Genomic DNA, 26,868 nt, shown 5'->3' on the forward strand with positions numbered 1-26,868 from the left:
TCGCCCACCTCCCGTTTTCTGGTTTAATGAATGGAGATCCGGATAGTGAGTGTCCAGCTCGTCCGGGTCTTTTTCAATTCCAGGGTGATAATCAGCAGCTACCCTTTGTTGGCATTGAGTTTCTGCGTGGTTCGACGGGGCTCACCATGAGGAATGTGGTTTGATTGCACATTGGTCGATAACCTTGCAGGAAGTAACTTCCTGCAAATAATAACCTCCCTCATGGTGAGCCCCGTCGAACCACGCAGCAAGCCTAATGCAAATTATGTTACCCCTCTCTTGGATTTGGTTGTGTCGTCCATTTTGCCAGCCCGTTTAAGGTGCAGATTCAGTACGTGCTAAAATAAATGGCAGAATAAGTTTTTTAAGCGTGAACAAGCCGATGGAGTAGGCTAGGCTTCGCATGTAGCCTTTGGCGACATCGATGTTTTATTGAATTTTGGGGCGACATGGCAATTCACGCAGCAGTCTATCACCTGACTCACTATAAATATGATCGCCCCATCATGCTCGGGCCGCAGATCATCCGCCTTCAACCAGCTCCGCACTCGAGAACCAAAGTGCTGAGTCACTCGTTGAAGGTCAGTCCGTCCAACCATTTCGTCAATTTGCAGCAGGACCCTTACGGTAATTTTCTGGCCCGTTTTGTCTTTCCTGAGCCCGTCACGGAGCTCAAGATCGAAGTCGATCTCATTGCCGATATGACCGTCTATAATCCGTTTGATTTCTTCGTCGAACCTGCCGGAGAAATCTGGCCCTTCGCTTACCCTGAAGATATACGCGACGATCTTTCCATATATATGAAGCCGGAGCCGATTGGGCCGCTTCTGTCGGATTTTCTGGCAACGATTGATCGCTCAAGCACCAATACAGTCAATTTCGTCGTGGACCTTAATGCACGCATCCAGCGCGAGATTGGTTATGTTATCCGCATGGAAACCGGTGTCCAAGAGCCGGAAACCACGTTGAATGTCCGTACAGGTTCGTGCCGTGATACCAGCTGGTTTCTCGTCCAGACCTTGCGTCATCTTGGCTTGGCGGCGCGTTTTGTTTCCGGCTACCTTATCCAGTTAAAGCCCGATCTGGTGGCGCTGGATGGGCCTGCCGGGACAACGACGGATTTTACTGATCTACATGCCTGGTGCGAGGTCTACTTGCCGGGTGCCGGTTGGATTGGCCTTGATCCGACATCGGGGTTGCTGACTGGCGAAAGTCATGTCCCGCTGGCCGCAACACCTCATTATCGCAATGCTGCACCGATTTCAGGCATGGCTGAACCGGCCAATGTCGAATTCGGTTTTGACATGCGGGTAACGCGCGTCTCGGAGCATCCACGCATTACCAAGCCATTTTCCGATGAATCGTGGGACGCGCTCGATGCGCTTGGCAACAAAGTCGATGCGCTGCTCAAGGAACGGGATGTTCGCCTGACCATGGGCGGCGAGCCGACATTCGTTTCAATTGACGATTTTGAATCCGGCGAATGGAACACCGATGCCGTTGGCCCAACCAAGCGGGAAAAAGCTGACAAGCTGATCCGGCGCTTGCGTGATCGTTTCGCGCCGGGCGGATTTCTGCATTACGGGCAGGGAAAATGGTATCCGGGGGAGAGCCTGCCGCGCTGGACGTTCTCACTCTATTGGCGAAAAGACGGCCAGCCCATCTGGGTCAATCCTGATCTTATCGCCGCGGAAAACAGCAAGGCGGATGTCAAACCGGAAGATGCCGGCAAACTGCTGGTGGAGATGGCTGGCGAATTGGGCGTTGAAGACGATATGGTTGCCGCCGCCTATGAGGACCCCGCAGAATGGATCGTCAAAGAAGGCAATTTGCCGGAGAATGTTGACCCCTCAAACTCCATGCTGAAAGACCCGGAAGAGCGCAGCCGCATGGCGCGTGTTTTCGAACGGGGACTGACAGAGCCAACAGGATTTGTATTGCCGGTACAGCGCTGGAACAGCCAGGCTGCGCAAGGTCCGCGCTGGCGCAGTGAAAAATGGACTACGCGGCGCGGCAAGCTCTTTCTGGTTCCGGGCGACTCTCCTGTCGGTTACCGCCTGCCGCTGGGCGCTCTGCCACATGTGCCGCCTTCCGAGTTTCCCTTCATCGTGCCGGTTGACCCTTCCGTAGAGCGGGGTCCTTTGCCGGATTCGCCGGCATTAACCGGCATTGATGTGAGAGACGAGCCGCAAGCGGTTGCTTCGTTCACCGCCGCCGAAGGTAATGCCCAAGAGCGTGTGGAGCAGGAACTGGGAGAGATTGGCGGCGCGGTGCGTACAGCCATTTCGGTTGAACCGCGCGATGGCCGGTTGAGCGTGTTCATGCCGCCGGTTGAGGCGCTTGAGGACTATCTTGAACTTGTCGGGGCGGCGGAAGCTGCTGCCGCCAAACTCGGCTTGCCGGTTCATATCGAAGGTTACGGACCACCGCAGGACCCGCGCATCAGCGTGATACGCGTTGCTCCCGACCCTGGCGTGATTGAAGTAAATATCCATCCGGCTTCGAACTGGCGCGAATGCGTGGCAACAACCGAGACGATTTATGAGGAAGCTCGCCAGACAAGGCTTGGCGCTGATAAATTCATGATTGACGGGCGGCATACGGGCACTGGCGGCGGCAATCATGTGGTGGTTGGCGGCGAAACACCCAATGACAGCCCGTTTTTGCGCCGTCCGGACCTTCTGAAAAGTCTGGTTTTGCATTGGCAGAGACATCCATCCTTGTCCTATCTGTTTTCAGGCATGTTCGTTGGCCCGACCAGTCAGGCGCCGCGTTTCGATGAGGCGCGGCACGACAGTCTTTACGAACTGGAAATCGCCATGGCGCAGGTGCCTCTGCCAGGTCGTGGTACGCCGCCTTTGCCTTGGCTGGTGGACAGGCTGTTCCGCAACCTTTTAGTGGATGTGACAGGCAATACGCATCGTTCGGAAATTTGCATCGACAAGCTTTTCTCGCCAGATGGTCCAACCGGGCGGCTTGGCCTCGTCGAATTTCGCGGTTTCGAAATGCCGCCCAATGCCCGCATGAGTCTCGCACAACAATTGCTGGTTCGGGCATTGATTGCCCGCTTCTGGAACAACCCGATCGAAGGCAGCTTCGTGCGTTGGGGTACGACATTGCATGACCGCTTCATGCTGCCGGCTTTCGTCTGGGCGGACTTTCTCGATGTGCTGGCCGACCTGCGTCAGAACGGATTTGATTTCCGGCCGGAATGGTTTGAGGCGCAATTGGAGTTCCGCTTTCCCTTCTGCGGTGAAATCGTCAATGAAGGCGTCAGACTGGAATTGCGGCAAGCGCTTGAGCCTTGGCATGTGATGGGCGAACAGGGCGCTATTGGTGGCACGGTGCGTTTTGTTGACAGCTCTGTCGAGCGTTTGCAGGTGAGGGTCGAAGGCTATAATGCCGCGCGTTACAGCGTTGCCTGCAATGGCCGCGAAGTGCCGCTGAAAATGACTGAGACCAATGGTGTTGCTGTTGCAGGCGTTCGCTACAAGGCTTGGCAGCCGCGCTCTGGCCTGCATCCGATGATCCCGGTCAATACCCCGCTGGTGTTTGATATTTACGATCAATGGTCGGGACGGGCTATCGCAGGCTGCACCTATCATGTCGCCCATCCGGGCGGACGCAGCTACGACACATTCCCGATTAACTCCAATGAAGCGGAGGCGCGCAGGCTCGCGCGGTTTGAGCCCCGCGGCCACACGGCTGGAGCCTATGAGCTGCGAAAAGAACAGGCATCGCCGGAATTCCCGATGACGCTGGATTTAAGAAGGCCGCGTGGTTGAGTTGTGCGTGGTTCGACAAGCTCACCATGAGTAAGGTGGTTTGGCCTCATAGGTAGCTGTGAGATCGTAGAACTACTCAATGCAATCCTCAACCTTCCTCATGGTGAGCTTGTCGAACCACGCACAATAAGTATGCAGCGGATATGAAACACCCTATAGATTGATGATGTCGCAAGTGAATAAAACCAAGGCACCCGTAATTCCCAGCCTGCTGGCGGGCTACAAGCCCTTGCCGGGAATTGCCGACGAAATGATTGATCCTGCGGGTGCCGTTCGGCCCGGCTGGGAAACGCTGCTGCATGCGCTGGATGAAATCGGCCCGGAAAAATTGGCAACACGTTTTGCGCGCGCCAATCAATATCTGCTGGATGCTGGCGTATTCTACCGCATCTATGACGAGACGGGAACGCAGGAACGCCAATGGCCGCTTGCCCATATTCCCCTGCTTATCAATCAGGAAGATTGGGATACGATTACCGCTGGTTTGACCCAGCGCGCCGATCTGCTTGAAGATATCGTTTCCGATATTTATGGCGAAGGAAAGCTTGTACGCGATGGCGTGCTGCCGCCTGACCTGATTGCATCGAACCCGGAATTTCTGCACCCGGTGGCCGGTATAAAACCGGCAAGCGGACGCTTCCTGCATTTTTGTGCTTTTGAACTGGGTCGCGCTCCAAATGGCCAATGGTGGGTGCTGGGCGACCGGACACAGGCACCGTCGGGCGCAGGATTTGCGCTGGAAAATCGTGTGGCAACCACCCGCGCTCTGTCCGATATTTCCGCCTCAATGAATGTGCACCGGCTGGCGGGCTTCTTCAAGGATTTCCGTGACTCGATGCAGTCGCTGGTCACCGATCCGCAGGCCCGTGCCGCGATCCTGACGCCCGGTCCCAACAATGAAACATATTTCGAGCACGCCTATATCGCCCGCTATCTTGGCTTCATGCTGCTTGAAGGCGACGACCTGACGGTTGCCAAGGGCAGGGTGATGGTGCGTACCGTTTCAGGACTGAAGCCGGTTGATGTGCTTTGGCGCCGAATGGATGGTGCCTATATGGACCCGCTCGAGCTAAAATCAGATTCGTGGATCGGTACGCCGGGCATGGTGGGTGCCTTGCGCAGACGCTCTGTCTCGCTGGTCAATGCGATTGGTTCGGGCATTCTTGAAACCCGCGCCTTGCTGGCTTTCCTACCAGCCATTTCAAAAGCCCTGCATGAGCGGGATCTGGCGCTGCCAAGCATAGCGACGTGGTGGTGCGGGCAGGAAAAAGAGCGCAAGCATGTCATGGACCGGTTTGACCAGATGATGGTGGGACCGGCTCTTTCAACACGTTTGCCATTTGAGGACGAGCAGGCAACTGTGCTGGGATCAAATCTTGATCCTGAAGCACGCAGCGAACTGCTTGCCCGATTGCAGAATGACGGGCGCGGGCTGGTCGGTCAGGAAGCTGTCAAGCTTTCGACGACCCCCGTCTATGTCGATGGCAAGCTGGAACCCAGACCCTTTGTGCTGCGTGTCTTTGCGGCGCGTCACAAGGACGGCTGGAGCTTTATGCCGGGTGGTTTTGCGCGCGTCGGCTTTACGCTCGACACGGCGGCAATTGCCATGCAACGCGGCGGGCAGGCGGCGGATGTCTGGATCACCAGCAAGGGACCGGTTGCAAAGGACACGCTGCTTCCCCGCGAAGATGATGTTTTCCAGCGCAATGTGCCGGGAACCCTTCCTGCGCGTGCTGCTGAAAACCTGCTATGGATGGGCCGTTATATTGAGCGCGCCGAAGGGACAGCACGCATATTGCGCGCCTGTCATGCGCGCTTTGCCGAGGCACCCAATCAGGAATTGCCGCTTCTGACCGAAATGCGCGCCTACCTCAAACCACTTGGCGTTGATTTGGATCAGGCAGTTCCTAAGGGCTTGCAACGATCAATCGACGGCGCGATGCTTTCGGCTGGACGCATTCGCGACCGGTTTTCTCCCGATGGCTGGCTGGCGCTGCACGATCTGTCAAAGACCGTGCACCGCTTTTCCGATGTGGTGTCACCCGGCGATGACACCACCCGCGCCATGACGATTATCCTGCGCAAGCTTGCCGGATTTTCCGGTCTCGTCCACGAAAACATGTACCGGTTTACCGGCTGGCGCTTTCTCGAAATAGGCCGCAGAATTGAGCGGGGCATCCAGATGGCGAGCATGCTTGCCCGCCTTGCCCGGCATGATGCAGCGGAAGGCTCGCTGGAAATGCTGTTGGAGATTGGTGATAGCGTGATGACGCATCGCCGGCAGTATAGTGTTTATTCCGGGCGGATCAGCATTCTGGATCTTCTGGCGCTGGACCCGCTCAATCCGCGTTCGATCATCTTTCAGCTTGACGCGCTGAAAACGGAATTCAGCTTGCTGCCAACGCGTGAGATGGGCCGGAATAAACCGGCGGGCATGCAAATGTTCTCCAAGGATGTGTTGCGATTGCACACGCAACTGGCCATTTCAGAACCGCATGAATTGACGCCGGAAACACTTCACAAGGTCGCCTATGATATTGGTGCTTTGGCCGATGCAATTTCCGAGACATATTTTGCGTGAGCGAGTCCAGAACTGATGCTGTATAATATCCGCCTTCATCTCCATTATGATTATGCGCGGTCAGCGGCTGCCGGGCGGCATCATGTGCGGGTCATGCCGCAGACATTGCCGGGTGTTCAGCGTGTTATTGCATCCAGTCTGTCATTCGATCCCGTATCGGCAGAGCGCTCGGAGTTCATCGATTTCTTCTCCAATTCGGTTACGTCCATCGTTTATCGCAATCCGCACGAGACGCTTGACGTAAACATGACCGCGCGCGTCAATGTCATGCGCCCTCCGGTCATGCTTGATGTTTCACCCGATATTGCAGGGCTGAGGAAAGAAATTCGCAGTGTGTGGTCGATAGCGGCCGACGCGCCGCATCATTTTCTCGCTTCAAGCAAATATGCGGCCATTGATCCGGATATTACTGCCTATGCTGCGTTGAGCCTCACCAGTACCCGAACCGTTACGGAAGCGGTGAGCGATTTGAACCGCCGAATCCACGCGGATTTCAAATATGATGGCGCAGCCACGGATGTGCGCACGAATGCTCGTCAGGCCTTCGATCTCAAGGCTGGTGTATGCCAGGATTTCAGCCATGTGATGATCGCGGGCTTGCGAGGGTTGGGCATTCCGGCTGGCTATGTCAGCGGCTTCCTGCGAACCATACCGGCGCCGGGCAAGGAACGGCTTGAAGGCGCTGACGCCATGCATGCATGGGTACGTGCCTGGTGTGGACGGGAAGCGGGCTGGCTGGAATTTGATCCGACCAACAATATGGCTGCCAGCAATGATCATATTACGATCGGCTGCGGCCGTGACTATGCCGATGTTTCGCCCATTGTCGGTGTTTTGAAGACAAGCGGCTCACAAGAGGGCAAACAATCGGTGGATGTCATCCCGCTGGAATAGCCAAGCGAGTTATAATGTTTTTGCGAAAACATTATAACTCTGGTTTTCACAACAGATTTGCATCCGTGACAAGATTATTGGAATGGTTTTTCTTGGGTTTCGGTAGTCTGCGGAATATGGTTCATATTCTGAGCCGTCAGCGTTCAAAATGCGGGATGAAATTCCAAAGTGCTATTGCCTCTTTCTGTTCCACCATTGATGCTGACAACGGGACCCGTGCCGGTTTACCCGGAAGTGCTCAAGGCGCTGGGTGCGCCCGTTCTTTATGATTACCATCCAACCTTTCAAGAGTTCTATGCGGCTGTTGTCGAGAAGCTGCGGCTTGCGTTTCGAACCGATATAGCGCCGGTAATCATGCAAGGAGAAGCAATCCTTGGCATTGAGGCCGGCGCTGCTGCTCTGATTGCCAAGGATGACGTGGTGCTTAATCTTGTATCCGGCGTTTATGGCAAGGGATTTGAAGGTTGGGCGGCAAGATATGGCAAGGAAGTGATTGAACTGGCGGTTCCCTTCGATGAGGTTATCGACCCGCAAGCCGTGAGGGATGCGTTTCGCCAAAGGCCCGATATTTCCGTGGTTTCACTGTGCCATCACGATACGCCATCCGGCACGCTCAATCCGCTTTATGAAATCGGCGCGATAGCTGCCGAGCATGGCGCTTATCTTATTGTGGATGCGGTATCGTCCTTTGGCGGCATGGACGCGCACCCGCAGAGTGCTCATGCAGATATTTTCATCACTTCACCATCCAAATGTCTGGGTAGTACGCCCGGTCTTAGCTTGATCAGTGTGAGCAAGCGGGGGTGGGAAAAAATTGAGCGCAATAGCGATGCTCCGCGTGGATCATTTCTCAGTCTTGCCGCGTGGAAAGATGCTTCGATACCCGGCAGAACTTTCCCCGTGACGCCCTCAATTGCCGAAATTTATGCATTGGATGCCGCGCTCGACCGATATGCCAAAGAGGGGCCGGAAAACGTCTGGGCGCGTCACGCCGAAACGGCTGCCATCGCTCGCAAGCGTTTGCTTGAACTGGGCATTGCGCTATGGCCGAAGCGAGAGGTTTGGTGCGCGCCCACGGCGACGGCTTTCAGGCTGCCGGACGGCTTTACCGATGTGGAACTACGCGACCGGCTTTTGAATGAGTACGGCATATTGCTCTCGCTCGGGCGCGGCGACACATCAGGAAAAGTTTTGCGCATTGCACATATGGGTGCATCTGCGCAACCCGACTTTGCTCGCACGACAATCGAAGCATTAAGCTCCATTCTGTCCCAATCCATTGATTGAAGGATTCCAACAATGTCCTGCATCCTGTTGAATCGTCGTAACTTTCTCCAGATAAGCGCCAGCGCTGGCGCTCTAATGCTGACGCCGCAACTGGCCTTCGCGCAGGATGCGCCTGTCAAGGGTGGTCGGCTTGTGGTTGCAGGCGATAGCGAGCCTGCCAATCTCAATCCGGCCATCGTCGCATCAAATGGTGTTTTCTTCGTCGCCAGCAAGGTAATCGAACCTTTGGCTGAACAATCCTACGAGGGAAAGGACGGGCTTTCTCCGCGGCTCGCTACGTCCTGGGAAGGATCTGCAGATGGGCTGTCGGTGACGTTCAAATTGCGGGAAGGGGTGACCTGGCATGATGGCAAGCCTTTCACCTCGGCGGACGTTGCTTTTTCTGCCCTCGAGGTCTGGAAGAAACTGCAAAATCTCGGGCGCGTCGTGTTCAAGAATTTGGCGGCCGTTGATACGCCGGACGAACATACTGCGATCTTCAGGTTCTTGGAGCCCACGCCTTTCCAGCTTATCCGCAACGCGCTACCCGTCGTAACGTCAGTTATACCGAAGCATGTCTATGAAGGCACGGATATTGCCAAGAACCCGGCCAATCAGAAGCTGGTCGGAACCGGCCCGTTCAAGTTTGGCGAATACAAGCCGGGTGAGTATTTCCTGCTGAAGCGCAATGACGCCTATTGGGAAAAGAATGAGCCGCTGCTTGACGAGATCGTCTATCAGTTTCTTCCTGACAGGGCGGCAGCCGGAAATGCGCTTGAGGCTGAAGAAATTCAGCTGGCGGCATTTTCGGCAGTTCCCCTTGCTGATCTTGGCCGTATCTCAAAATCTTCAGGGCTGAAGGTCTATGCGAACGGCTATGAGGGCCTGACTTATCAGTTGATTGTCGAGATCAATCATCGGCGCAAGGAATTGGCGGATGTGAAAGTGCGCCAAGCCATTGCGCATGCCATTGATCACGATTTTGTCGTGAAAACCATTTTCCTCGGGTTTGCCAAATCATCGACAGGACCCGTTCCTGCCTATGACCAGACCTTTTACGAGCCGGGAACGGCGACCTATGCTTTTGATCCGGCAAAGGCTGAAGCTTTGCTGGACGAGGCTGGCTATAAGCGCGGCAGCGATGGCAACCGCTTTAAATTGAAACTGCTTCCAGCGCCATTCTTCAACGAAACCAAGCAGTTCGGCGATTACCTTCGTCAGGCTCTGGGTAAGATCGGCATTGATGCGGTGGTTGTCAGCAATGATACGCCTGCGCACCTGAAGGCGGTCTATACTGATCATGATTTCGATATCACGGTCGCAACGCCGGTCTATCGTTCTGATCCGGCAATTTCAACGACGATCCTTTTTGAAAGCGGTTTGCCTTCCGGCGTGCCTTTCTCCAATCAGTATGGCTATGCCAATGCGGAAATCGACAAGCTTATCAAAAGCGCGGCTTCCGAGCTTGATGGCGCGAAGCGAGCCGACCTGTACAAAGAACTTCAAAAGAAAGTGGCGGACGACCTGCCGCTGATCAATGTGGCGGAGTTTTCATTCATTACAGTGGCGAGGGACACGGTGCGGAATGTATCGGATAATCCGCGCTGGGCGGTATCGAACTGGTCGAATGTCTGGTTGGCAAAATAACTTCGAGTTTTGATTATATAGTTGCATTACTGTTATGCGTGGTTCGACAAGTTCACCATGAGGAAAGTGGTTTGGCTGCATCATCGCAATCGGAGTGCGCTCCGATTTGCAATGCTACCACTTCCCTCATGGTGAGCTTGTCGAACCACGCATAAGTTTGGAGCAACCAGATAATTCTTGAAGGATACCCTTTGCCGCCTCTTGCCGCATTTTTCCTGAAACGCCTGCTCACTGCGCTGCCGGTTTTGTTCATCGTGCTGGTGGGCAGTTTTCTGCTGCTTGAGGCAGCTTCAGGCGATGCGGTGGATGCCTATATAGGGCGTTCCGGCGCCATGGATGCCGAGCAAATAACGCAGCTACGCACGGAGTGGGGCCTGGATAAAGGGCCGCTCTATCGTTTTGGGGCCTATATATCAACGCTCGCCCATGGGGACCTTGGCTGGTCAACAGCATTTGAGCGCCCGGTAACATCAGTCATTGCGGAAAGGCTGCCCGTCACATTGCTCTTGATGAGCATCGCGACAGGCCTGGCATTTTTCTTAGGGTCATTGCTGGGGGTGGTGGCGGGTGCCCGGCCCGGATCGTTGCGCGACAGGATATTGTCGACGGGTTCCTTGGCACTTTATGCCGTACCGGGATTCTGGCTGGGGCTGGTTTTGATCGTGGTCTTTGCGGTTGATCTGCGCTGGCTGCCAATTGGCGGAATTGAGAGCATTGCTTCCGGCAAAACTGGCCTTGCACGACTAGGCGACATTGCGGTGCATCTCATTTTGCCCGTTTGCGCGCTGGCGATGGTCTATCTCGCGCTTTACCTCCGCTTGATGCGCGATCGCATGGCGGAGATCTGGCGCGATCCCTTTGTAAAAGGCCTTGAGGCGAGGGGTTTGAGCCGCCGCCGTATCGTCTGGCGTCATGTTGCCCGCAATGCGGTCTTGCCGGCGATAACGATGCTTGGTTGGCAATCGGCTGCGATGCTCGGTGGCAGCGTCGTGGTTGAAAGCGTTTTCAACATTCCCGGTTTTGGCCGGTTGGCAGCGGAAGCTGTGGCGCGCCGCGATACGCCTTTATTGCTCGGAGTCCTGCTGTGTAGCGCCATTACCGTGATTATCGCCAATCTGCTCGTTGATCTGGCCTATGGCAAACTTGATCCGCGCGTGAGGATCGGGCGATGAGTTCGTTCAGGATCGGCGCTGCCCTGCTTTTGCTACTCGTGCTGATGGCATTGTTCGCGCCGGTGATTGCGCCGGGTGACCCGCTGGCAATCAGCGGGCAGGCTATGCTGCGTCCTTTTGAATCGGAGGCGCATCTGCTTGGCACCGACAGGCTTGGACGGGATGTCTTTGCAGGGCTGGTGCATGGAACGCGCACGACGTTGCTTGTGGCATTCTTTTCGGCCGCAGCCGCCCTCATCATTGGCAGCATTGTTGGAACCATTTCCGGTTTTCTCGGCGGAATTACCGATATTGTGCTGATGCGGATCACCGAAGCGTTTCAAACCGTGCCGGGATTTCTATTGGCGCTTGCCACGATCAGCGTTACCGGGCCAAGCGCGCCCACCCTTGTTCTGGCCATCAGCCTTGGCAACTGGACGCAAGCCGCCCGGGTTACGCGTGCCGAAGTCCTATCATTGCGTGAACGCGATTTCGTAGCGGCTGCACGGACACTCGGCATGCGCCCGTTCGAGATTGCCTTCAGGGAAATACTCCCCAATGCATTCGGGCCGACAGCATCGCTAGCAGCTATTTCCGTTGCTACTGCGATCCTCATTGAAGCAGCCTTGTCGTTTCTCGGATTCGGCGATCCGAACCGGGTGACCTGGGGCAGCATGATTGCAGAAGGCCGCACGGTTTTACGAGCGGCTCCCTACCTCTCAATCGTGCCCGGTATCGCGCTGGTTGTCACTGTTCTGAGTGTTCATCTGATCGGGCGCGGGCTTTCTCGCACGGAAAGGTTGCAGCCATGACAGATAGTTACCTGAATGTGCGGAATCTGAATGTGAGCTATGGCAGCACAACAGCGCTCAAAGATGTCTCGCTGCAATTGGAAAAGGGTGGGAGGCTGGCATTGATCGGCATGAGCGGGTCAGGCAAGTCGACTTTGGCCATGGCTGTCGCTGGTCTTTTGCCAAAACAAGCACGTATCGATGGTACAATTGACTTTGCCGGTCACCGCCCGAAACTTGGCAGTGAAATTGGTGTCTTGTTTCAGGATGCCAGCGGCAGCCTCGATCCGGTTATGAAGGTTGGAGATCAGATCGCCGAAGTTGTGGCGACGCATCTCGGCATGAGCTGGATAGCCGCGCGGGTGCGTGCCGCCGAATTGCTGGACCGGGTAAAAATTCCAAAGGCATTATCGCGTCTCAACAGCTATCCGCATGAATTCTCGGGCGGTCAGAAACAACGTATCGCTTTGGCAGCGGCGCTTGCGGGAAATCCTTCAATTTTGATCGCGGATGAGCCGACCAGCGCATTGGACACGGTTATCCAGCGGCACATTGTCGATCTGCTGGATGAGTTGGTCAAAGATGGCGGCTTGACGCTATTGTTCGTGACCCATGACATTGCCCTTGCATCGGAGCGGGCTGACGAAATTGCTGTGCTCTATCAGGGAGAACTAGTGGAGACTGGGGCGGCGAGCCAATTGCTGAGGGAGCCGAAGCACCCCTATACCAAGGCATTGATTGACACCTATATTTCGCTGGACCGGCCACGCAGCACCCGCCTTCCGGAATTGAACATAGCGGATTTGCCATGATGGATGGCTCATCATCTCCCCTTATGGAGCTAAGGAATGTCGCCAAGCGTTTTGGCGACCGCAGCCATGACGGATTGAAGAATATCAATATCTCGCTCATGCACGGCGAAACCTTGGCTATTGCTGGCAGCTCGGGTTCGGGCAAAACGACATTGGCCCGGCTGGTGATGCGGTTAACGCGGCCTGACGAGGGAAGCATTCACCTCTTGGGGCAGGACATAACGCATATGGGCGGCGGCGCCTTGCGCCGCATGAGGCCACGATTCCAGATGGTGTTTCAGGATCCTTTGGCGGCATTCAATCCGCGAGCAAATGTGAAGCGCATTTTGGAAGACCCACTGCGCATTCATGGCTTTGCGAGCAAGAGTGAATATGGCGATATTCTCGCCCAGACGCTGGAAAGAGTTGGGCTCGGCACGCAATATCTGCAACGTCTGCCCTTGGAACTTTCCGGCGGCCAGCGCCAACGGGTTGCCATTGCGCGCGCAATCCTCACCAAGCCTCAACTGATCGTGCTGGATGAGCCGGTATCAGCGCTTGATGTGTCGGTGCGTGCTCAAATCCTCAATCTATTATTGGACCTTCAAGCGGAAACCCGCGTTTCTTACCTGTTTATTTCCCATGATCTGGCTGTGGTCCGCGCTTTCGCGAACCGCATGATTGTCATGGAAGAGGGCCGTATTGCCGAAGAGGGCTATACGGAAGAGGTGCTGGCAAATCCACAAGCCAATGCGACACAAGTATTGATAGATGCAGTGCCGCGCTTGGTGATTTAACCCCGATCAGGACAGAACCTGCCGGGCCTTCACGCCTTCAAATGTTACCTTGCGGGGGTCGAATGCGCCGTGTCCTGCAATCTGAGCGACCTCGGCCTTGGGTTCTTCATAAGCCCACATAGCATCATTGGCAGCTTCACCCTGACCGGTTATCCGCCAATAGGAGGCGTCCCCCTTAAAGGGGCAGTGCGTTCGCGTCTGCGTTTTTTCGAGATGGACGAAGTAGATGTCGTCGAAGGGGATATAGAGCACCGGTTCATGCCCGGCTTCACGCAGCTCCAGAGCCCTGTCTGTGGATGCTATAACGACATCAAGAAATCGCACTGTCACTGGGTCGGGAAACGCATGTATAGTGATGGGCAGGCCCATTGGGAAACTCCTTTGCAGAGGATTTCAAAGAACAATAGCTGGTAAGAGATTTTGTTCCGCACCCGGCCATGAACATGCCTTATGCGGCGCGCTTGTTTTGCCTGATGAATGTTTCCAGTCCTGCATTCAACAGCGGCAGACACGCACCATGAATAACATAGTCTTGACTGAACTTGTCGGCGATCAAGGTTGGCAATTCCAGCGAACCGATAAGCCCCTCCGTCTTGAATGCGCTTGTGAATGCCTGCCACACATCCTCATTGGCTACAAACGGGCCCGTTACGATAACACGTGAGGGAAACAGGAGGCGGCATACATTTGTCAGCGAGCGTGCCATGAGTTTTATGGCTTCCGTCACTTCAGGAACATCGACCAGGGGCAGGCCTGCCAATTGCCCGGCCAACAACTCCTCTTCGTCCGAAAGGTCAGGCCATAATTCCCGCAGACGCGGTAGAAGAGCCCATAAAGCGGCCCCCGTTTCCAGGCATCCATGATTACCGCAATCGCATTCGCGCTCGCTCAAGGCGTTAAAACGCCAATGGCCAATCTCTCCGAATGGACCGCCATTTTGCAGGAATGGCTGACCAGCGATACTGCAGGAAAGACCAATGCCCCATCCCCAGTGCATCAGCAGCGTATTGCCGCTACGATAGGCCGATTCCTGCGTCGTTCGTGCATCAAGTTCTGCATCAAGGTGTCTGCAAACAGTTGCAACAGGTGTCGCCGAAGCAAGCGCGCTGCCAATGTCGAGATTGCGCACTTTTGGCCAGCGGGAGGTTATGAGCCATGTTCGGGCTTTGACATCGACAACGCCGGGCACGGCAACGGAAGTTCCCATATGAATCATCCCAGCCGGACATTGTGCAATCAGCCACTTGACCAGCTGGCGCATTGCATCAGCCATGACGGCATTGTCCGCATCGGCGGGGATTTCCACGGCCCTGTGTTCAAGGGGGGTGCCGCCGAGATCCAGAAGAAACCCGAGCAAAGTGCGGCTGGAAATGTGGATGACAGAGGCACCCAGACGCTGAAAATTCAGACCTATTTCTACTGGTGGACGACCCCGGCCCATCTTCGTTCCCGGCCGCTCTTTAACCAGACCACGCTCCGTCAGATCGCTCACCACATGAGAGGTGGCTGTCGATGTCATTTTCAACTGGTCGGCGACGCTGGCTCGCGAATGTGGGCCTGGGCCGGAAAGCAGGGCCGAGACGCGCGCGCAATCGCGTTGGTGCGCGTCGTCATATGCGGTTTCGTCAATCGTCAAAAACATGGAGTTTCTGCCCGTTTCTATTTTTGAACTTCAATATTCGAAAATACCTTGCTGTGTCATATAAAGCTGTGCTTACTATGAGAGCAAGCCGATGACACGTCCACAAGGGATAAAATATGATCGATATAAGACAATTAGCCGACAAGGCTGTTTTGGGTGAAGCGGCAGCCAAACTGGGTGCAGAAGCAATCCGCGCAGCAATTGCAGCCAAAGGCAAAGCGTCCATTATCGTGGCCACAGGTGCCAGCCAGTTCGAGGTCTTGCAGAATCTGGTGGCTGCTGAAGGTATCGATTGGTCCAAGGTGACGGCATTTCATCTCGATGAATATGTTGGAATGGACATTGCCCACCCGGCAAGTTTCCGAAAGTTTCTGCAGGAGCGATTCGTCGATCCTCTGGGCGGTGTCGTTGCATTTCATCCAATTAATGCCGAGGTCGATGCACCAGCAGAAGCCGAGCGCATGAGCGCCTTGATTGCCGACCATGACATTGATGTTTGCTTTGCTGGAATCGGCGAGAATTGCCATCTTGCCTTCAATGATCCGCCTGCCGATTTTGAGACGGACCAGCCCTATATTGTTGTGACGCTTGATGAAGCCTGCCGCAAACAGCAAATGGGGGAGGGATGGTTTCCGACCCTTGAGGCTGTGCCTGAAAAAGCCATTTCCATGAGCATCAAACAGATTTTGAAGAGCAAACTCATCATCCTGTCCGTGCCGGACGAACGTAAGGCGCAGGCGGTGAAGGATGCAGTGGAAGGCAAGATTGATCCGGTGCACCCGGCGTCCATTGTGCAGAAGCACCCTCATACCGTGCTCTTCCTTGATCCCGCATCGGCATCGAAACTTTCATGATTACAAAAGGCCTTGTCGATATTCAGGTAAATGGCTTTGCCGGGGTTGATTTCAACGATCCCGGCATTACGCCTGAGACATTGGACCTTGCTCTTGAAGCCATGTTGGCTTCGGGAGTTACGACCTGCCTGCCTACGATAATCACTGCACACCGGGATGAGCTTGAAGTCCGTTTCATGGCATTGGACAGGGCTGTGCGAGAAAGCCGCCTTGGGCCGCTCATGTGTCCCGGCTATCACCTTGAAGGTCCATTTCTCAATCCTGCCGATGGTTTTTCCGGATGCCATCCAGCCAATGCCATGACGGCAGCCGATCCTGCGCTTGTCACCGCATTACAGGAAATAATCGAGCGGCCAATTCTGCTGGTGACTGTCGCGCCTGAAATTCATGGCGGGCTCGAGTTTATAAAAGCGATGCGTGCCAGCAACAGGCTCGTTTCCATTGGTCATTCGTCAGCCGACAATCATATTATCGCGGCGGCGGCAGATGCAGGTGCGGGGCTTTCCACCCATCTGGGTAATGGCTTGCCGCAAATATTGCCCAAGCTCGACAATCCGCTATTCGCACAGCTGGCAGAGGACCGTTTGCTCGCAACCTTCATTGCCGACGGCATCCATATGCCGCCTTATGTGTTGAAAAGCCTGATCCGAGCCAAAGGATTTGAGCGCTCGGCGTTGGTTACTGACGCCGTTGCCGCCGCTGCTGCCCCTGCTGGAACCTATCCATTTGCCGGTATGCAGGTTGATCGGTCGGAAGACGGTGTGGTCAGCCAGAGCGATTCTTCGGGCTTGGCCGGGTCTTCGCTTTGCCTGGACGATGCGGTGCGCAATCTTGTGCGCTGGAACATCGCCACCTTTGAACAGGCCGTGGAAATGGCTTCGACCAGGCTGCTGCAAGCGCTTGCTCCGGTATTGGAGGCGCATGGGGTGAGCTTGGCGTTAAGCGAACTTGAATGGTCTCAATCCATGAATGTGACGCGGGTTCGTATCGGCAACGAAGAACGGTTTTTCTGATAATCGATCCAAAAACAAAAAGGGGAATGGAATGACACACGACTTCTTTCGATTGAATCGCCGCACAGTGCTGGGTGGCATGGCGGCCACTGTTGTCACAGGCATTACCGGAGCACGGGCGGCCGCACCAGCGCTGCCTGCATCGCCGGTTGTCATCACCGTTATGGATGTTGGCGGTGCGCTGGCTTTGAGTCAGCCGGCCTTTGAGGAATATGCAAAGACTTATCCTGAGCGCGCATCGCGTATCATTTTCGCCAAAGCCCCGGTCACTGAACTTGCCGGAAAACTAAAGGCACAACAAAGCGCCAATCGCGTTGATATTGACCTTGTGTTGACCGGAAGTGACGGGCTTGCCGCGGGTCTTGTCAATCAAACCTGGATGAAAATTCTACCCGATTTCTCTTCGACATTTCCAAACCTTGAAGAGAATTACGAACCTGCTGCGTTAAATCTTTTGAAGGCGCAGGGCGATGGCTATGGTGTTGTCATCAATTATTATCCGTCCGGACCTTTGCTCGAATATGATCCGGAGCGCGTGAAGAAAGTTCCCACGACCGCCGAGGAACTCCTTGCCTATGCCAAGGAAAATCCAGGCCGCTTCATGTATGCCCGTCCGACAAATTCAGGCCCGGGCCGCACATTCATGATGGGATTGCCCTATCTCCTAGGCGATAAGGATCCTTCCGATCCGGTGGATGGCTGGGAGAAAACCTGGGCTTATCTGGCCGAGATCGGTCAATATATCGATTACTATCCGGCAGGAACCGGCGTGACGATGAAGGAATTCGGCGAGGGTTCGCGCGATATCATCATCAGCACAACCGGCTGGGACATAAATCCGCGTGCTCTTGGCATTGTCCCGGAAACCGCAAAGATCGGCACACTCAAGGGCTTCCATTGGGTTTCTGATGCTTTCTTCATGTGTGTTCCCAAGGGAATAGCTGAGGATAAGGTTGCAGTCGTGCTCGACCTGATGGCGTTTCTGCTAACACCAAAAGCACAGGCTTATTCCTATGATGAGGGATATCTCTATCCCGGACCTGCGGTGAAAAACGTGCCTTTATCCATGGCTCCGCAACGCAGCCAGGATGTTATCAAGGAATTCGGGCGGCCGGAATATGCTGACCTTATTGCCAATAATCCAATCGAACTGCCCTTGAAGCCTGACAAGATGGTCATTGCATTCAGGAAGTGGGATGAACTTGTGGGCGCGAAAAAGTCCAAGTAACGTTGAGGACAACGGGAATGTCATCGCATTCCCGTTGTCATTTTCCTTATGTTTTCCTTATGTGCAGCATCTCTATTCACAATCGATAACTGACGCCGATAAGCGCATGTTGGGTCCAGCTAAACCAAATGGATAACTGACATGCTGGACTTTATCTTCGTTGCGCTCGGTTGCGGTATCTTGCTGCTTCTGGGCCTCTACGCACAGGCATTAAGCCGTGTTTGAGCTTATTCTCGGCCTTGGCGTTGCTGCCGGCCTTTGCGCTTATTTGGTCGTGACCCTTGTTGCGCCCGAGCGCTTCTAGCGGTTTGAAAATCGTTCAGGGTGGCCTGCAAATGGCAGGGGTCTGCGATCCGGTGCTCACCTACAAAGAAGTACGCTCCGCTCCGGTTCTCAAACCCTACCATTTTCGGCTCACCCTGAACGATTGTCAGGCTTTCGCTGAATTCCCCATTTTCCATTTCGGAGACTACCAATGACACTTGTCGGATGGCTGCAAATCAGCCTGACGCTGCTCGCCGTTCTTTTGGCGATCAAGCCGCTTGGTCTTTATATGAGCCATGTTTTTGCCGGGGAAAGAACGCTTCTTTCGCCGGTGCTCAATCCTGTTGAACGGGCATTTTACGCTGTTGCCGGAATAGACAAAAGTCGCGAGCAGAACTGGATTTCCTATGCATTCGGTGTTCTGCTTTTCAGCACTGCGGGCTTTCTGGTTCTCTATGGCATATTGAGACTACAGGACATCTTGCCGCTCAATCCGCAGGGATTTGCTGGCGTTGCACCTGACCTCGCCTTCAACACGGCGGTCAGCTTCATCACCAACACCAACTGGCAGTCCTATGGTGGTGAAACCACGATGAGTCATTTTAGCCAGATGGCAGGACTCACCGTGCAGAACTTCCTTTCTGCTGCAACTGGGATGGCGATCGCTGTTGCCTTGTCTCGGGCATTCGTGCGTTCAAACATGACCACGCTTGGCAATTTCTGGGTCGATATGACCAGAGCGACGCTTTATGTGCTGCTGCCACTGGCCGTCATTGTTGCACTGCTCTTTATCGCGCTCGGCATGCCCCAAACGCTTGATGGTTCATTTACAGCCACAACGCTGGAAGGCGCAAAGCAGATCATTTCAACAGGGCCGGTCGCCAGCCAGGAAGCTATCAAACAGCTTGGCACCAATGGCGGTGGTTTCTTCAACGTCAATGCCGCACATCCGTTTGAAAACCCGAACGCCTTTTCGAACTATCTCGGCGTGTTCTCGATGCTCGTCGTGTCATCGGCAATGGTCTACGCATTCGGGCAGATTGCCGGCCATCGCCGCCAAGCCTGGGCGCTGCTGTCAGCAATGGCGATCCTGCTCATCATCGGCATTGGTGCGGTCTACTGGGCGGAAACAAGCGGCAATCCTATCCTGACCCAACTGGGAGTGGACTCCTTGCAAGGGAACATGGAAGGCAAGGAAATTCGCTTTGGTCAGGCAGGCACCGCCCTTTACGCCGCCGTGACAACCGGCCTTTCCAATGGCGGCGTGAACGCGATGCACGCATCGCTGACGCCGCTTGGCGGTCTTATTCCGATGTTCCTTATCCAGCTTGGCGAAGTATTGCCGGGCGGTGTCGGTTCCGGGCTTTACGGCATGGTGATCTTTGCAATTCTCACAGTGTTCGTTGCAGGGCTGATGGTTGGCCGCACCCCCGAATTTCTCGGCAAGAAGATTGAGTCGAGAGAGATGAAATTTGCGATGCTGGCCGTTCTTGTACTGCCGCTGGCAATCCTCGGCTTTACTGCAATCTCTGCAATATTGCCCGTAGGTCTTGCCGGACTGCTTAACAAGGGTCCGCACGGTCTGTCGGAAATCCTTTATGCTTACTCATCCGCTGCGGGCAATAACGGCTCTGCCTTCGCCGGCCTGACGGCTAACTCGATCTGGTACAATACGACACTTGGCATTGCCATGCTGCTAGGCCGCTTTGCCTATATCGTGCCGGTTCTTGCAATTGCGGGATCACTTGTCGGCAAGCAGAAAATTCCAGCTTCCGCAGGAACATTCCCGACCGATGGCCCGCTCTTCGTTGGTCTGCTCATCGGTATCATCATCATTCTCGGCGGCTTGCAGTATTTTCCTGCTCTCGCCCTTGGTCCCATCGTCGAGCATTTCCTGATGCTCTCCGGTCAGACGTTCTAAGGATCAGCAAAATGTCTTCAGAGGCAAAATCAATATCCATGTTCGACAGTGCCATTCTGGTTCAGGCACTGAAAGGATCATTCATCAAGCTCAATCCGATGAAGCTGGTGCATAATCCGGTCATTTTCACCACCGAAGTCGTCGCGGCTATGGTCACGCTTCTCTGGTTGCGGGACATGATCAGGCGGCACTGGAACCCCCTTGTTTTCCGGACAGATTGCCGCCTGGCTTTGGTTCACCGTTATTTTCGCAACCTTCTCGGAAGCAATCGCCGAAGGACGCGGCAAGGCGCAGGCGGACAGTCTGAAGCGCACGAAATCGGACCTTGTGGCCAAACGGCTGAAATCTGCCAATGGCAAGGATTATGATGTCGTGCCCGCCACAAGCCTTAAAGTCGGCGACCTTGTCTATATCGAGGTCAATGATCTTGTGCCCGGCGATGGTGAAATCATTGAAGGTGTGGCTTCGGTGAATGAAAGTGCCATCACTGGCGAGTCGGCACCTGTTATCCGCGAGTCCGGCGGTGACCGATCAGCGGTAACAGGCGGCACGCAGGTTTTATCCGACTGGCTCATTGTGCGTATTACAACCAAGCCAGGCGAAACCTTCGTTGATCGAATGATCGCACTGATCGAAGGCGCGGAGAGGCAGAAGACACCAAATGAAATAGCGCTGTCGATCCTGCTGTCCGGTCTGACACTTGTGTTTCTTATCGCAGTTGTGACTGTTTCAGGCCTTGCTGCTTATTCCGGCACGATCATGACTGTTACCGTGCTTGCAGCGCTTTTCGTAACGCTCATTCCGACGACAATCGGCGGTCTGCTCTCCGCCATTGGTATTGCAGGCATGGACCGGCTTATCGGCTTCAACGTCATAGCAACATCCGGGCGCGCGGTAGAAGCCGCTGGCGATGTGGACACTCTTTTGCTCGACAAGACCGGCACGATCACCTTCGGCAATCGTATGGCTACGGAGTTCATCCCGGTTGACGGAACTCCAGAAGAAGAGCTTGCAAGTGCAGCACTTCAAGCCTCGCTTTCCGATGAAACCGCAGAAGGCCGCTCCATTGTGGCTTTGGCTCAGGCCGATTACGGGCTCTCCAACACAGTATTGGATGGCAAGCAGGCAACGTTCATACCTTTTGCCGCCCAGACACGTATTTCCGGGGTGGATATTGGCAAGGAGCAAATCCGCAAGGGTGCGATCGATGCAATCTTGAATGTTGCAGGTCTGACAAAAGACACTGCCCCACAAAGTTTCCAGAAGGCGGTTGATTCCATCGCTCGCGTAGGCGGAACACCTCTTGGTGTGACACATAATGGAAAACTGCTTGGCGTGATCCATCTGAAGGATGTGGTCAAGCCGGATATCAAGGAGCGCTTTGCCGCCCTGCGTGCCATGGGCATCAGGACGGTCATGGTCACGGGCGATAATCCTGTCACTGCCGCCGCGATCGCGTCTGAAGCGGGCGTTGACGACTTCATGGCGGAAGCCACCCCTGAACAGAAGCTTGCCTATATCCGCAAGGAACAACAGGGCGGACGGCTTATTGCAATGTGCGGCGACGGCACCAATGATGCGCCTGCACTTGCGCAGGCTGATGTCGGGGTTGCGATGCAGTCTGGTACGCAGGCTGCGCGTGAAGCCGGTAATATGGTCGATCTCGATTCAAGTCCGACCAAGCTGATTGAGATTGTCGAAATCGGCAAGCAGATCCTGATGACGCGGGGTTCGTTGACAACGTTTTCCATTGCCAATGACGTAGCCAAATACTTTGCGATCATTCCGGCGCTGTTCGTCGTAACCTATCCTCAACTTGGCGCACTCAACATCATGGGGCTGAGCTCGCCGCAATCGGCAATCCTTTCGGCTGTCATCTTCAATGCCTTGATCATTATCGCGCTTATACCGCTGGCTCTGAAAGGTGTCTCATACAAGCCAGTCGGCGCATCTGCTCTCTTGCGGCGTAATCTTCTGGTTTACGGGCTCGGCGGGCTGCTGGTGCCGTTTGTCGGCATCAAGGCGATTGACATGATCGTCGCCGCACTCAACCTCGTTTAAAGGAAATTGCGATGCTAAACCAAATTCGATCAGCAATCGTACTCACGCTCATTTTGACTGTCGTCACGGGACTGCTTTATCCACTTACCATGACCGGAATCGGCCAGACTCTGTTTGCGACACAGGCAAATTCAAGCCAGATAAAGCGCGGCGATACTATTGTCGGCTCCAGTCTGATCGGCCAGAATTTTACCAGCGATATCTATTTCTGGCCGCGCCCATCCGCCACCAGCCCCGATCCTTATAATGCTGCTGCCTCAAGCGGTTCAAACCTTGGCCCAACATCGGCAGCACTGGTTGAGCGGGTAAAAACATCGGTCGAATCCTTCAAGGCAGCCGGTGTAACGACGGCCGTTCCGGCCGATGCAGTGACCAGTTCCGCATCGGGGATCGATCCGGATATCTCAGTAGACTACGCAATGCTGCAAGTGGCGCGTGTCGCTCAGGCCCGTGGTTTGGACCCGGAAGCAGTTTCTCAACAGGTCAAAGCCAATACGCGGCAAGCTGTGCTTGGTATATTCGGTGAAGTTGGGGTAAACGTTCTGGCGCTGAACCTGGCACTCGATGATCTGAAGAAATAAACCCGAGGCATTTATGGCCGAATATGGTCACCGACCTGATCCTGATAAATTGTTGGAGCTTGCCGCACGTGAAAAGCGCGGCAAGCTTACTGTATTTCTTGGCGCGGCTCCTGGCGTCGGCAAAACCTATACGATGCTCCAGCGTGCGCGTAGGCTCAAGGAAGATGGCGTCGATATTGTCATCGGCCTTGCCGAGACGCACGGACGGAGCGAAACCGCAGAATTGCTCGAAGGACTTGAAGTTCTTCCGCGCAAACAGATCGACTATCGCGGTCGCCCGCTGGAAGAATTCGATCTGGATGCAGCTCTGGCGCGTAAGCCAACCGTGCTTGTTCTCGACGAGATCGCACATACAAACGCACCCGGCAGCCGTCATCCGAAACGGCATCAGGATATTGAAGAGCTGATCTGGCATGGCATTGATGTCTGGACGGCGATGAACGTCCAGCATCTGGAAAGCCTGTCTGATCTGGTGACAAATATCACCGGCGTGAAAGTGCGGGAGACCGTGCCCGATATCGTCATCAAGCGGGCCGATGATGTGCTGCTGGTCGATCTTTCACCTATTGAACTCATCGCGCGGTTGAAAGAAGGAAAGATATATCTCCCCGGCAATGCGGAACGTGCTGCCGAAGGATTTTTCAAGCCTGAAAACTTGACTGCGCTGCGCGAATTGGCGCTGCGCCGAACTGCGGATCGCGTTGACGACCAGATGATTGATCTGCTGCGGCAGAATGCAATCGAGGGGCCATGGGCGTCGGGAGAGCGATTGCTGGTCTGTGTCGGACCTGACAGCCTGTCGGAAAAGGTTGTACGCACGGCGAGCCGTCTTGCTTCGGGTCTCAATGCGCGCTGGCTGGTTGTTTCATTGACCAATGCAAGTACGGCAGGCATGGATGTTGCCGCCAACCAGCGCATCGACAAGATTTTGGATATGGCCGAAAGGCTTGGCGCTGAAACCCGCCGTGTCATCGCCCGGGATTTTGTCGAAGAAATCTATCGATTGTCCCGGCGCGAAAATATCACGCAGGTTGTGCTGGGACGAGCCCAAGAGGCAAGGCCTTCTCCAATCCCTTCCGGCGCTCCTTGCCCGATGAGGTCATGAAGCGCCTTACCGATGTCGGCGTGCACATCGTCACGGGCAGTGAGGAAGATACGGCCTATGTCGCGCCGCCTCCGCAACGACGCTCAAGAATTGAATTGGCAAAATCCATTGCCATTCCGGTTCTGGCCACAGGCGCGACCACTCTGCTCGGACTTGGCGCGAGCAATATTGTCCATCTGCAGAACCTGTCGATGCTCTATCTGGTTGCCGTCATTCTCTCGGCAATGTCGAGCGGACGCTTTGCAGCCATCATTGCGGCTTGCCTGTCTTTCGTCCTGTACAATTATTTCTTCATTGAACCGATCCACAATTTGAGTATTGCCAAGCCGCACCAGCTGTTTTCATTGATCATTTTCCTCGCAGTGGCGCTGATGATAGGCGATCTTGCGGGACGGCTTCGCGATCAGGTCGCCCGTTCGCGCAATCAGGCGAAAAGCACGCAGGCGCTTTACGAGTTCTCGCGGAAGCTTTCCGGCACAGCGCGGCTTGACGATGTTCTGGTGGCCGGTGCGACGCATCTTCACGCGACGCTGGAAACCGGCGTGGTGATCCTTTTGCCGGAAGATGATGAACTACTCCTTCAGGCCGCGTGGCCGCCCGATATGGCTCTCGACAGTACGGATATGACAGCCGCACGTTGGGCTTTCGACAAGAATGAGCGTGCCGGGCACGATACGGCAACGCTGCCGCAGATTTCATGGCAATTTCTGCCCATCGTCACGTCACACGGCGTTGCCGGCGTAACCGGCATTTCCATGGCGGATCATTCGGGCTCACTGAGTGAAAACGAAGATCGTAAGCTGATGGCCATTCTGGACCAGACTGCCATCGCTATCGACCGCGCTTTGCTGATGCGCGAAAACGCCAAGACAGCGGCGTTACAGGAAAGCGAAAAGCTCCATACAGCTCTGTTCTCGTCACTGTCACATGATTTGAAAACGCCGCTTGCTTCCATTACCGGCGCAGTGACAACACTGCGGCAACTCGGCGGAAAAATGAAGCAAAGCAGCCGCGATGACCTGTTGCTTTCCATTGAGGAGGAAGCGGGCCGTCTTACCCGGTTTGTGTCCAACCTTTTCGACATGACGCGTATTGAAGCTGGAACGCTGAAAGTCAAAAGTAGTCCGGTTGACGCTGCGGACGTCATTGTTTCGGCGATTGAGCGAATGAAACGGCTCAAGCCCGGGATCGCAATCGATACAAGCATTGCCACGGACCTTGCAGTTGTCAGCGGCGATTCCGGATTGCTCGGCCAAGTTCTGTTTAACTTGCTAGACAATGCAGCAAAATATGGCGGGGACAGCCCGATTGCGGTCTATGCCAAGAACGATGCGGGGCGGGTCGTCATCAGTGTGACTGATCAAGGAAAAGGTATTCCTGAAAAAGATCTCGATCGTATTTTCGAAAAGTTCTACCGGCGCGTAAAAAGTGATGGCCGGGCAGCAGGGACGGGGCTTGGACTTTCCATCGCCCGTGGATTTGTCGAGACAATGGGCGGAACAATCAAGGCGGAAAGCCCGGCCATTCGCAAGCGTGGTACGCGGTTTGTCATCAGTCTTCCAACATTTGAAAAAGCGGAAGGCGAGGCAGCAAGCCGATGAACGAGAACCGCATTCTGATTGTCGATGACGAGCCGCAAATACAGCGGTTCCTGCATCCAGCGCTGACGGCGTCCGGCTACGATGTCATGACGGCAGCAACGGCGGCTGATGCAGAGCGGATGATCGCGACCAGCGCGCCGGATCTCGTCATTCTGGATCTTGGTCTGCCGGACAAGGACGGCAAGGAAGTCATTCGGACTGTCAGAGCCTTTTCCGAAGTGCCGATTATTGTTTTATCGGCGCGCGATCGGGAGGCGGAAAAAATTGCGGCGCTTGATCTTGGGGCAAATGATTACGTCGAAAAGCCCTTTGGAATTGGCGAACTTTTAGCCCGTGTCCGCACAGCCTTGCGGCAGAAGGCGGCGGGTGCCAGCGTGCCGTCGATATTTGAAAGCAATGGCCTCGTTGTCGATATGGTCAAGCGCGCGGTTACGCTCCATGGGGAAGAGGTTCATCTGACGCGCAAAGAATATCAGTTGCTGGTGCATCTGGTTTTGCACCCGGGTCTGGTTGTTACGCACCGCCAGCTGCTGGCGTCAGTTTGGGGCGCGGCGCATCTTGAGGATTTGCATTATCTGCGCGTGTTCGTAGGGCAATTGCGCGCCAAGATTGAGCAGGATCCCAATCAACCGCATTTCATTCGGACCGAGCCCGGTGTGGGCTACAGGTTCATTGCAAACTGAAGACGCTTATTCCACGCCGCGACGGCGTGTTGCTGCAACTTTCAGCTTAAGGTAATCAGGCAATATGTCGATATCATATTGGGTAATAGCTGTATTCTACCTTGGACACTTCTGGCCTGTTACTCTGACAGTGATCCTGATTTTTCTGCTTATAGCTAAGTTCGGTACGCGGAACACTGGCTGGCGGGTTTTCTGGAGCGTGTTGGCAATTT

The 26,868-nt window shown here is 54.8% G+C and carries 20 protein-coding genes and 1 pseudogene; 19 read left to right on the forward strand and 2 right to left on the reverse strand.

Annotated features, from left to right (window positions below; all coding sequences use genetic code 11):
• Positions 1-449 precede the first annotated feature (449 nt).
• The 9 genes from QFZ34_RS17500 to QFZ34_RS17540 all read left to right on the forward strand — a co-directional run bounded on the left by QFZ34_RS17500 (position 450) and on the right by QFZ34_RS17540 (position 13,703).
• Positions 450-3,785, forward strand: coding sequence for a transglutaminase family protein (locus tag QFZ34_RS17500; RefSeq protein ID WP_307283471.1), 3,336 nt, complete (start codon positions 450-452; stop codon positions 3,783-3,785).
• A gap of 166 nt (positions 3,786-3,951) precedes the next feature.
• Positions 3,952-6,366 (forward strand): circularly permuted type 2 ATP-grasp protein, encoded by a 2,415-nt coding sequence (locus QFZ34_RS17505; protein WP_115052205.1) that lies wholly within the window; start codon positions 3,952-3,954, stop codon positions 6,364-6,366.
• Positions 6,367-6,381: 15 nt separating this feature from the next.
• On the forward strand, positions 6,382-7,260 hold the full coding sequence (locus QFZ34_RS17510; RefSeq protein WP_115052019.1) for a transglutaminase family protein: 879 nt from the start codon (positions 6,382-6,384) through the stop codon (positions 7,258-7,260).
• Between the two features lie 168 nt (positions 7,261-7,428).
• Positions 7,429-8,547 (forward strand): pyridoxamine--pyruvate transaminase, encoded by a 1,119-nt coding sequence (gene ppaT / locus QFZ34_RS17515; RefSeq protein ID WP_307283475.1) that lies wholly within the window; start codon positions 7,429-7,431, stop codon positions 8,545-8,547.
• A gap of 12 nt (positions 8,548-8,559) precedes the next feature.
• Positions 8,560-10,173, forward strand: coding sequence for an ABC transporter substrate-binding protein (locus QFZ34_RS17520; protein WP_307283479.1), 1,614 nt, complete (start codon positions 8,560-8,562; stop codon positions 10,171-10,173).
• A gap of 191 nt (positions 10,174-10,364) precedes the next feature.
• Complete coding sequence (locus QFZ34_RS17525) at positions 10,365-11,345, forward strand: ABC transporter permease (protein ID WP_307283483.1); 981 nt, start codon at positions 10,365-10,367, stop codon at positions 11,343-11,345.
• Complete coding sequence (locus QFZ34_RS17530; RefSeq protein WP_307283486.1) at positions 11,342-12,136, forward strand: ABC transporter permease; 795 nt, start codon at positions 11,342-11,344, stop codon at positions 12,134-12,136. Before QFZ34_RS17525 ends, QFZ34_RS17530 begins: the two co-directional genes overlap by 4 nt.
• Entirely contained in the window at positions 12,133-12,927 is a 795-nt protein-coding gene (locus tag QFZ34_RS17535; RefSeq protein WP_307283489.1) for an ABC transporter ATP-binding protein, read from the forward strand. Before QFZ34_RS17530 ends, QFZ34_RS17535 begins: the two co-directional genes overlap by 4 nt.
• Complete coding sequence (locus tag QFZ34_RS17540; RefSeq protein ID WP_307283492.1) at positions 12,924-13,703, forward strand: ABC transporter ATP-binding protein; 780 nt, start codon at positions 12,924-12,926, stop codon at positions 13,701-13,703. Before QFZ34_RS17535 ends, QFZ34_RS17540 begins: the two co-directional genes overlap by 4 nt.
• A gap of 6 nt (positions 13,704-13,709) precedes the next feature.
• Here the strand turns inward: QFZ34_RS17540 and QFZ34_RS17545 are convergent, their stop codons facing one another.
• Positions 13,710-14,072 carry a DUF427 domain-containing protein gene (locus QFZ34_RS17545; protein WP_115052010.1) on the reverse strand — a complete coding sequence of 121 codons (363 nt, stop codon included), beginning with the start codon at positions 14,070-14,072 and terminating at the stop codon, positions 13,710-13,712.
• A 79-nt stretch (positions 14,073-14,151) separates the two neighbouring features.
• The gene (locus tag QFZ34_RS17550) at positions 14,152-15,345 is read right to left on the reverse strand and encodes an ROK family protein (RefSeq protein ID WP_307283496.1); all 1,194 of its coding nucleotides are present in this window, start codon (positions 15,343-15,345) and stop codon (positions 14,152-14,154) included.
• 116 nt (positions 15,346-15,461) lie between these two features.
• Between QFZ34_RS17550 and QFZ34_RS17555 the strand changes: the two genes are divergently transcribed.
• The 10 genes and pseudogenes from QFZ34_RS17555 (at position 15,462) to QFZ34_RS17595 (ending at position 26,656) form a co-directional block, all read left to right on the forward strand.
• A complete protein-coding gene (locus tag QFZ34_RS17555; protein ID WP_115052008.1) occupies positions 15,462-16,199 on the forward strand; it encodes a glucosamine-6-phosphate deaminase in 738 nt (245 codons plus the stop codon).
• Complete coding sequence (locus QFZ34_RS17560) at positions 16,196-17,212, forward strand: N-acetylglucosamine-6-phosphate deacetylase (protein ID WP_307283499.1); 1,017 nt, start codon at positions 16,196-16,198, stop codon at positions 17,210-17,212. Before QFZ34_RS17555 ends, QFZ34_RS17560 begins: the two co-directional genes overlap by 4 nt.
• Before the next feature lie 31 nt (positions 17,213-17,243).
• On the forward strand, positions 17,244-18,440 hold the full coding sequence (locus QFZ34_RS17565; protein WP_370878813.1) for an extracellular solute-binding protein: 1,197 nt from the start codon (positions 17,244-17,246) through the stop codon (positions 18,438-18,440).
• 217 nt (positions 18,441-18,657) lie between these two features.
• A complete protein-coding gene (locus QFZ34_RS23395) occupies positions 18,658-18,744 on the forward strand; it encodes a potassium-transporting ATPase subunit F (protein ID WP_115052002.1) in 87 nt (28 codons plus the stop codon).
• 171 nt (positions 18,745-18,915) lie between these two features.
• On the forward strand, positions 18,916-20,625 hold the full coding sequence (kdpA, locus tag QFZ34_RS17570; RefSeq protein ID WP_307283502.1) for a potassium-transporting ATPase subunit KdpA: 1,710 nt from the start codon (positions 18,916-18,918) through the stop codon (positions 20,623-20,625).
• Between the two features lie 11 nt (positions 20,626-20,636).
• A pseudogene (gene kdpB / locus QFZ34_RS17575) lies at positions 20,637-22,686 on the forward strand (potassium-transporting ATPase subunit KdpB).
• Between the two features lie 11 nt (positions 22,687-22,697).
• A complete protein-coding gene (gene kdpC / locus QFZ34_RS17580) occupies positions 22,698-23,267 on the forward strand; it encodes a potassium-transporting ATPase subunit KdpC (RefSeq protein WP_307283505.1) in 570 nt (189 codons plus the stop codon).
• A 13-nt stretch (positions 23,268-23,280) separates the two neighbouring features.
• Entirely contained in the window at positions 23,281-24,372 is a 1,092-nt protein-coding gene (locus QFZ34_RS17585) for a KdpD family sensor histidine kinase (protein WP_307283508.1), read from the forward strand.
• Positions 24,369-25,973 carry a DUF4118 domain-containing protein gene (locus tag QFZ34_RS17590; RefSeq protein WP_307283511.1) on the forward strand — a complete coding sequence of 535 codons (1,605 nt, stop codon included), beginning with the start codon at positions 24,369-24,371 and terminating at the stop codon, positions 25,971-25,973. Before QFZ34_RS17585 ends, QFZ34_RS17590 begins: the two co-directional genes overlap by 4 nt.
• On the forward strand, positions 25,970-26,656 hold the full coding sequence (locus QFZ34_RS17595) for a response regulator (protein WP_115051992.1): 687 nt from the start codon (positions 25,970-25,972) through the stop codon (positions 26,654-26,656). The genes QFZ34_RS17590 and QFZ34_RS17595 overlap by 4 nt, the downstream gene beginning before the upstream one ends.
• The last annotated feature ends 212 nt before the right edge of the window (positions 26,657-26,868 follow it).

The organism is Phyllobacterium ifriqiyense, from assembly GCF_030817885.1.
Taxonomy (GTDB): Bacteria; Pseudomonadota; Alphaproteobacteria; order Rhizobiales; family Rhizobiaceae; genus Phyllobacterium; species Phyllobacterium ifriqiyense.

Excerpts from the sequence above, each read along its gene's own strand:
- QFZ34_RS17520 (WP_307283479.1), top strand. The coding sequence starts at position 8,560 with ATGTCCTGCATCCTGTTGAATCGTCGTAACTTTCTCCAGATAAGCGCC.
- QFZ34_RS17555 (WP_115052008.1), top strand. The coding sequence starts at position 15,462 with ATGATCGATATAAGACAATTAGCCGACAAGGCTGTTTTGGGTGAAGCG.
- kdpA (WP_307283502.1), top strand. The coding sequence starts at position 18,916 with ATGACACTTGTCGGATGGCTGCAAATCAGCCTGACGCTGCTCGCCGTT.
- kdpC (WP_307283505.1), top strand. The coding sequence starts at position 22,698 with ATGCTAAACCAAATTCGATCAGCAATCGTACTCACGCTCATTTTGACT.
- QFZ34_RS17505 (WP_115052205.1), top strand. The coding sequence starts at position 3,952 with ATGTCGCAAGTGAATAAAACCAAGGCACCCGTAATTCCCAGCCTGCTG.
- QFZ34_RS17585 (WP_307283508.1), top strand. The coding sequence starts at position 23,281 with ATGGCCGAATATGGTCACCGACCTGATCCTGATAAATTGTTGGAGCTT.
- QFZ34_RS17510 (WP_115052019.1), top strand. The coding sequence starts at position 6,382 with ATGCTGTATAATATCCGCCTTCATCTCCATTATGATTATGCGCGGTCA.
- QFZ34_RS17595 (WP_115051992.1), top strand. The coding sequence starts at position 25,970 with ATGAACGAGAACCGCATTCTGATTGTCGATGACGAGCCGCAAATACAG.
- QFZ34_RS17545 (WP_115052010.1), bottom strand. The coding sequence starts at position 14,072 with ATGGGCCTGCCCATCACTATACATGCGTTTCCCGACCCAGTGACAGTG.
- QFZ34_RS17535 (WP_307283489.1), top strand. The coding sequence starts at position 12,133 with ATGACAGATAGTTACCTGAATGTGCGGAATCTGAATGTGAGCTATGGC.
- QFZ34_RS17560 (WP_307283499.1), top strand. The coding sequence starts at position 16,196 with ATGATTACAAAAGGCCTTGTCGATATTCAGGTAAATGGCTTTGCCGGG.
- QFZ34_RS17590 (WP_307283511.1), top strand. The coding sequence starts at position 24,369 with ATGAAGCGCCTTACCGATGTCGGCGTGCACATCGTCACGGGCAGTGAG.
- QFZ34_RS17500 (WP_307283471.1), top strand. The coding sequence starts at position 450 with ATGGCAATTCACGCAGCAGTCTATCACCTGACTCACTATAAATATGAT.
- QFZ34_RS17550 (WP_307283496.1), bottom strand. The coding sequence starts at position 15,345 with ATGTTTTTGACGATTGACGAAACCGCATATGACGACGCGCACCAACGC.
- QFZ34_RS17530 (WP_307283486.1), top strand. The coding sequence starts at position 11,342 with ATGAGTTCGTTCAGGATCGGCGCTGCCCTGCTTTTGCTACTCGTGCTG.
- QFZ34_RS17565 (WP_370878813.1), top strand. The coding sequence starts at position 17,244 with ATGACACACGACTTCTTTCGATTGAATCGCCGCACAGTGCTGGGTGGC.
- QFZ34_RS17540 (WP_307283492.1), top strand. The coding sequence starts at position 12,924 with ATGATGGATGGCTCATCATCTCCCCTTATGGAGCTAAGGAATGTCGCC.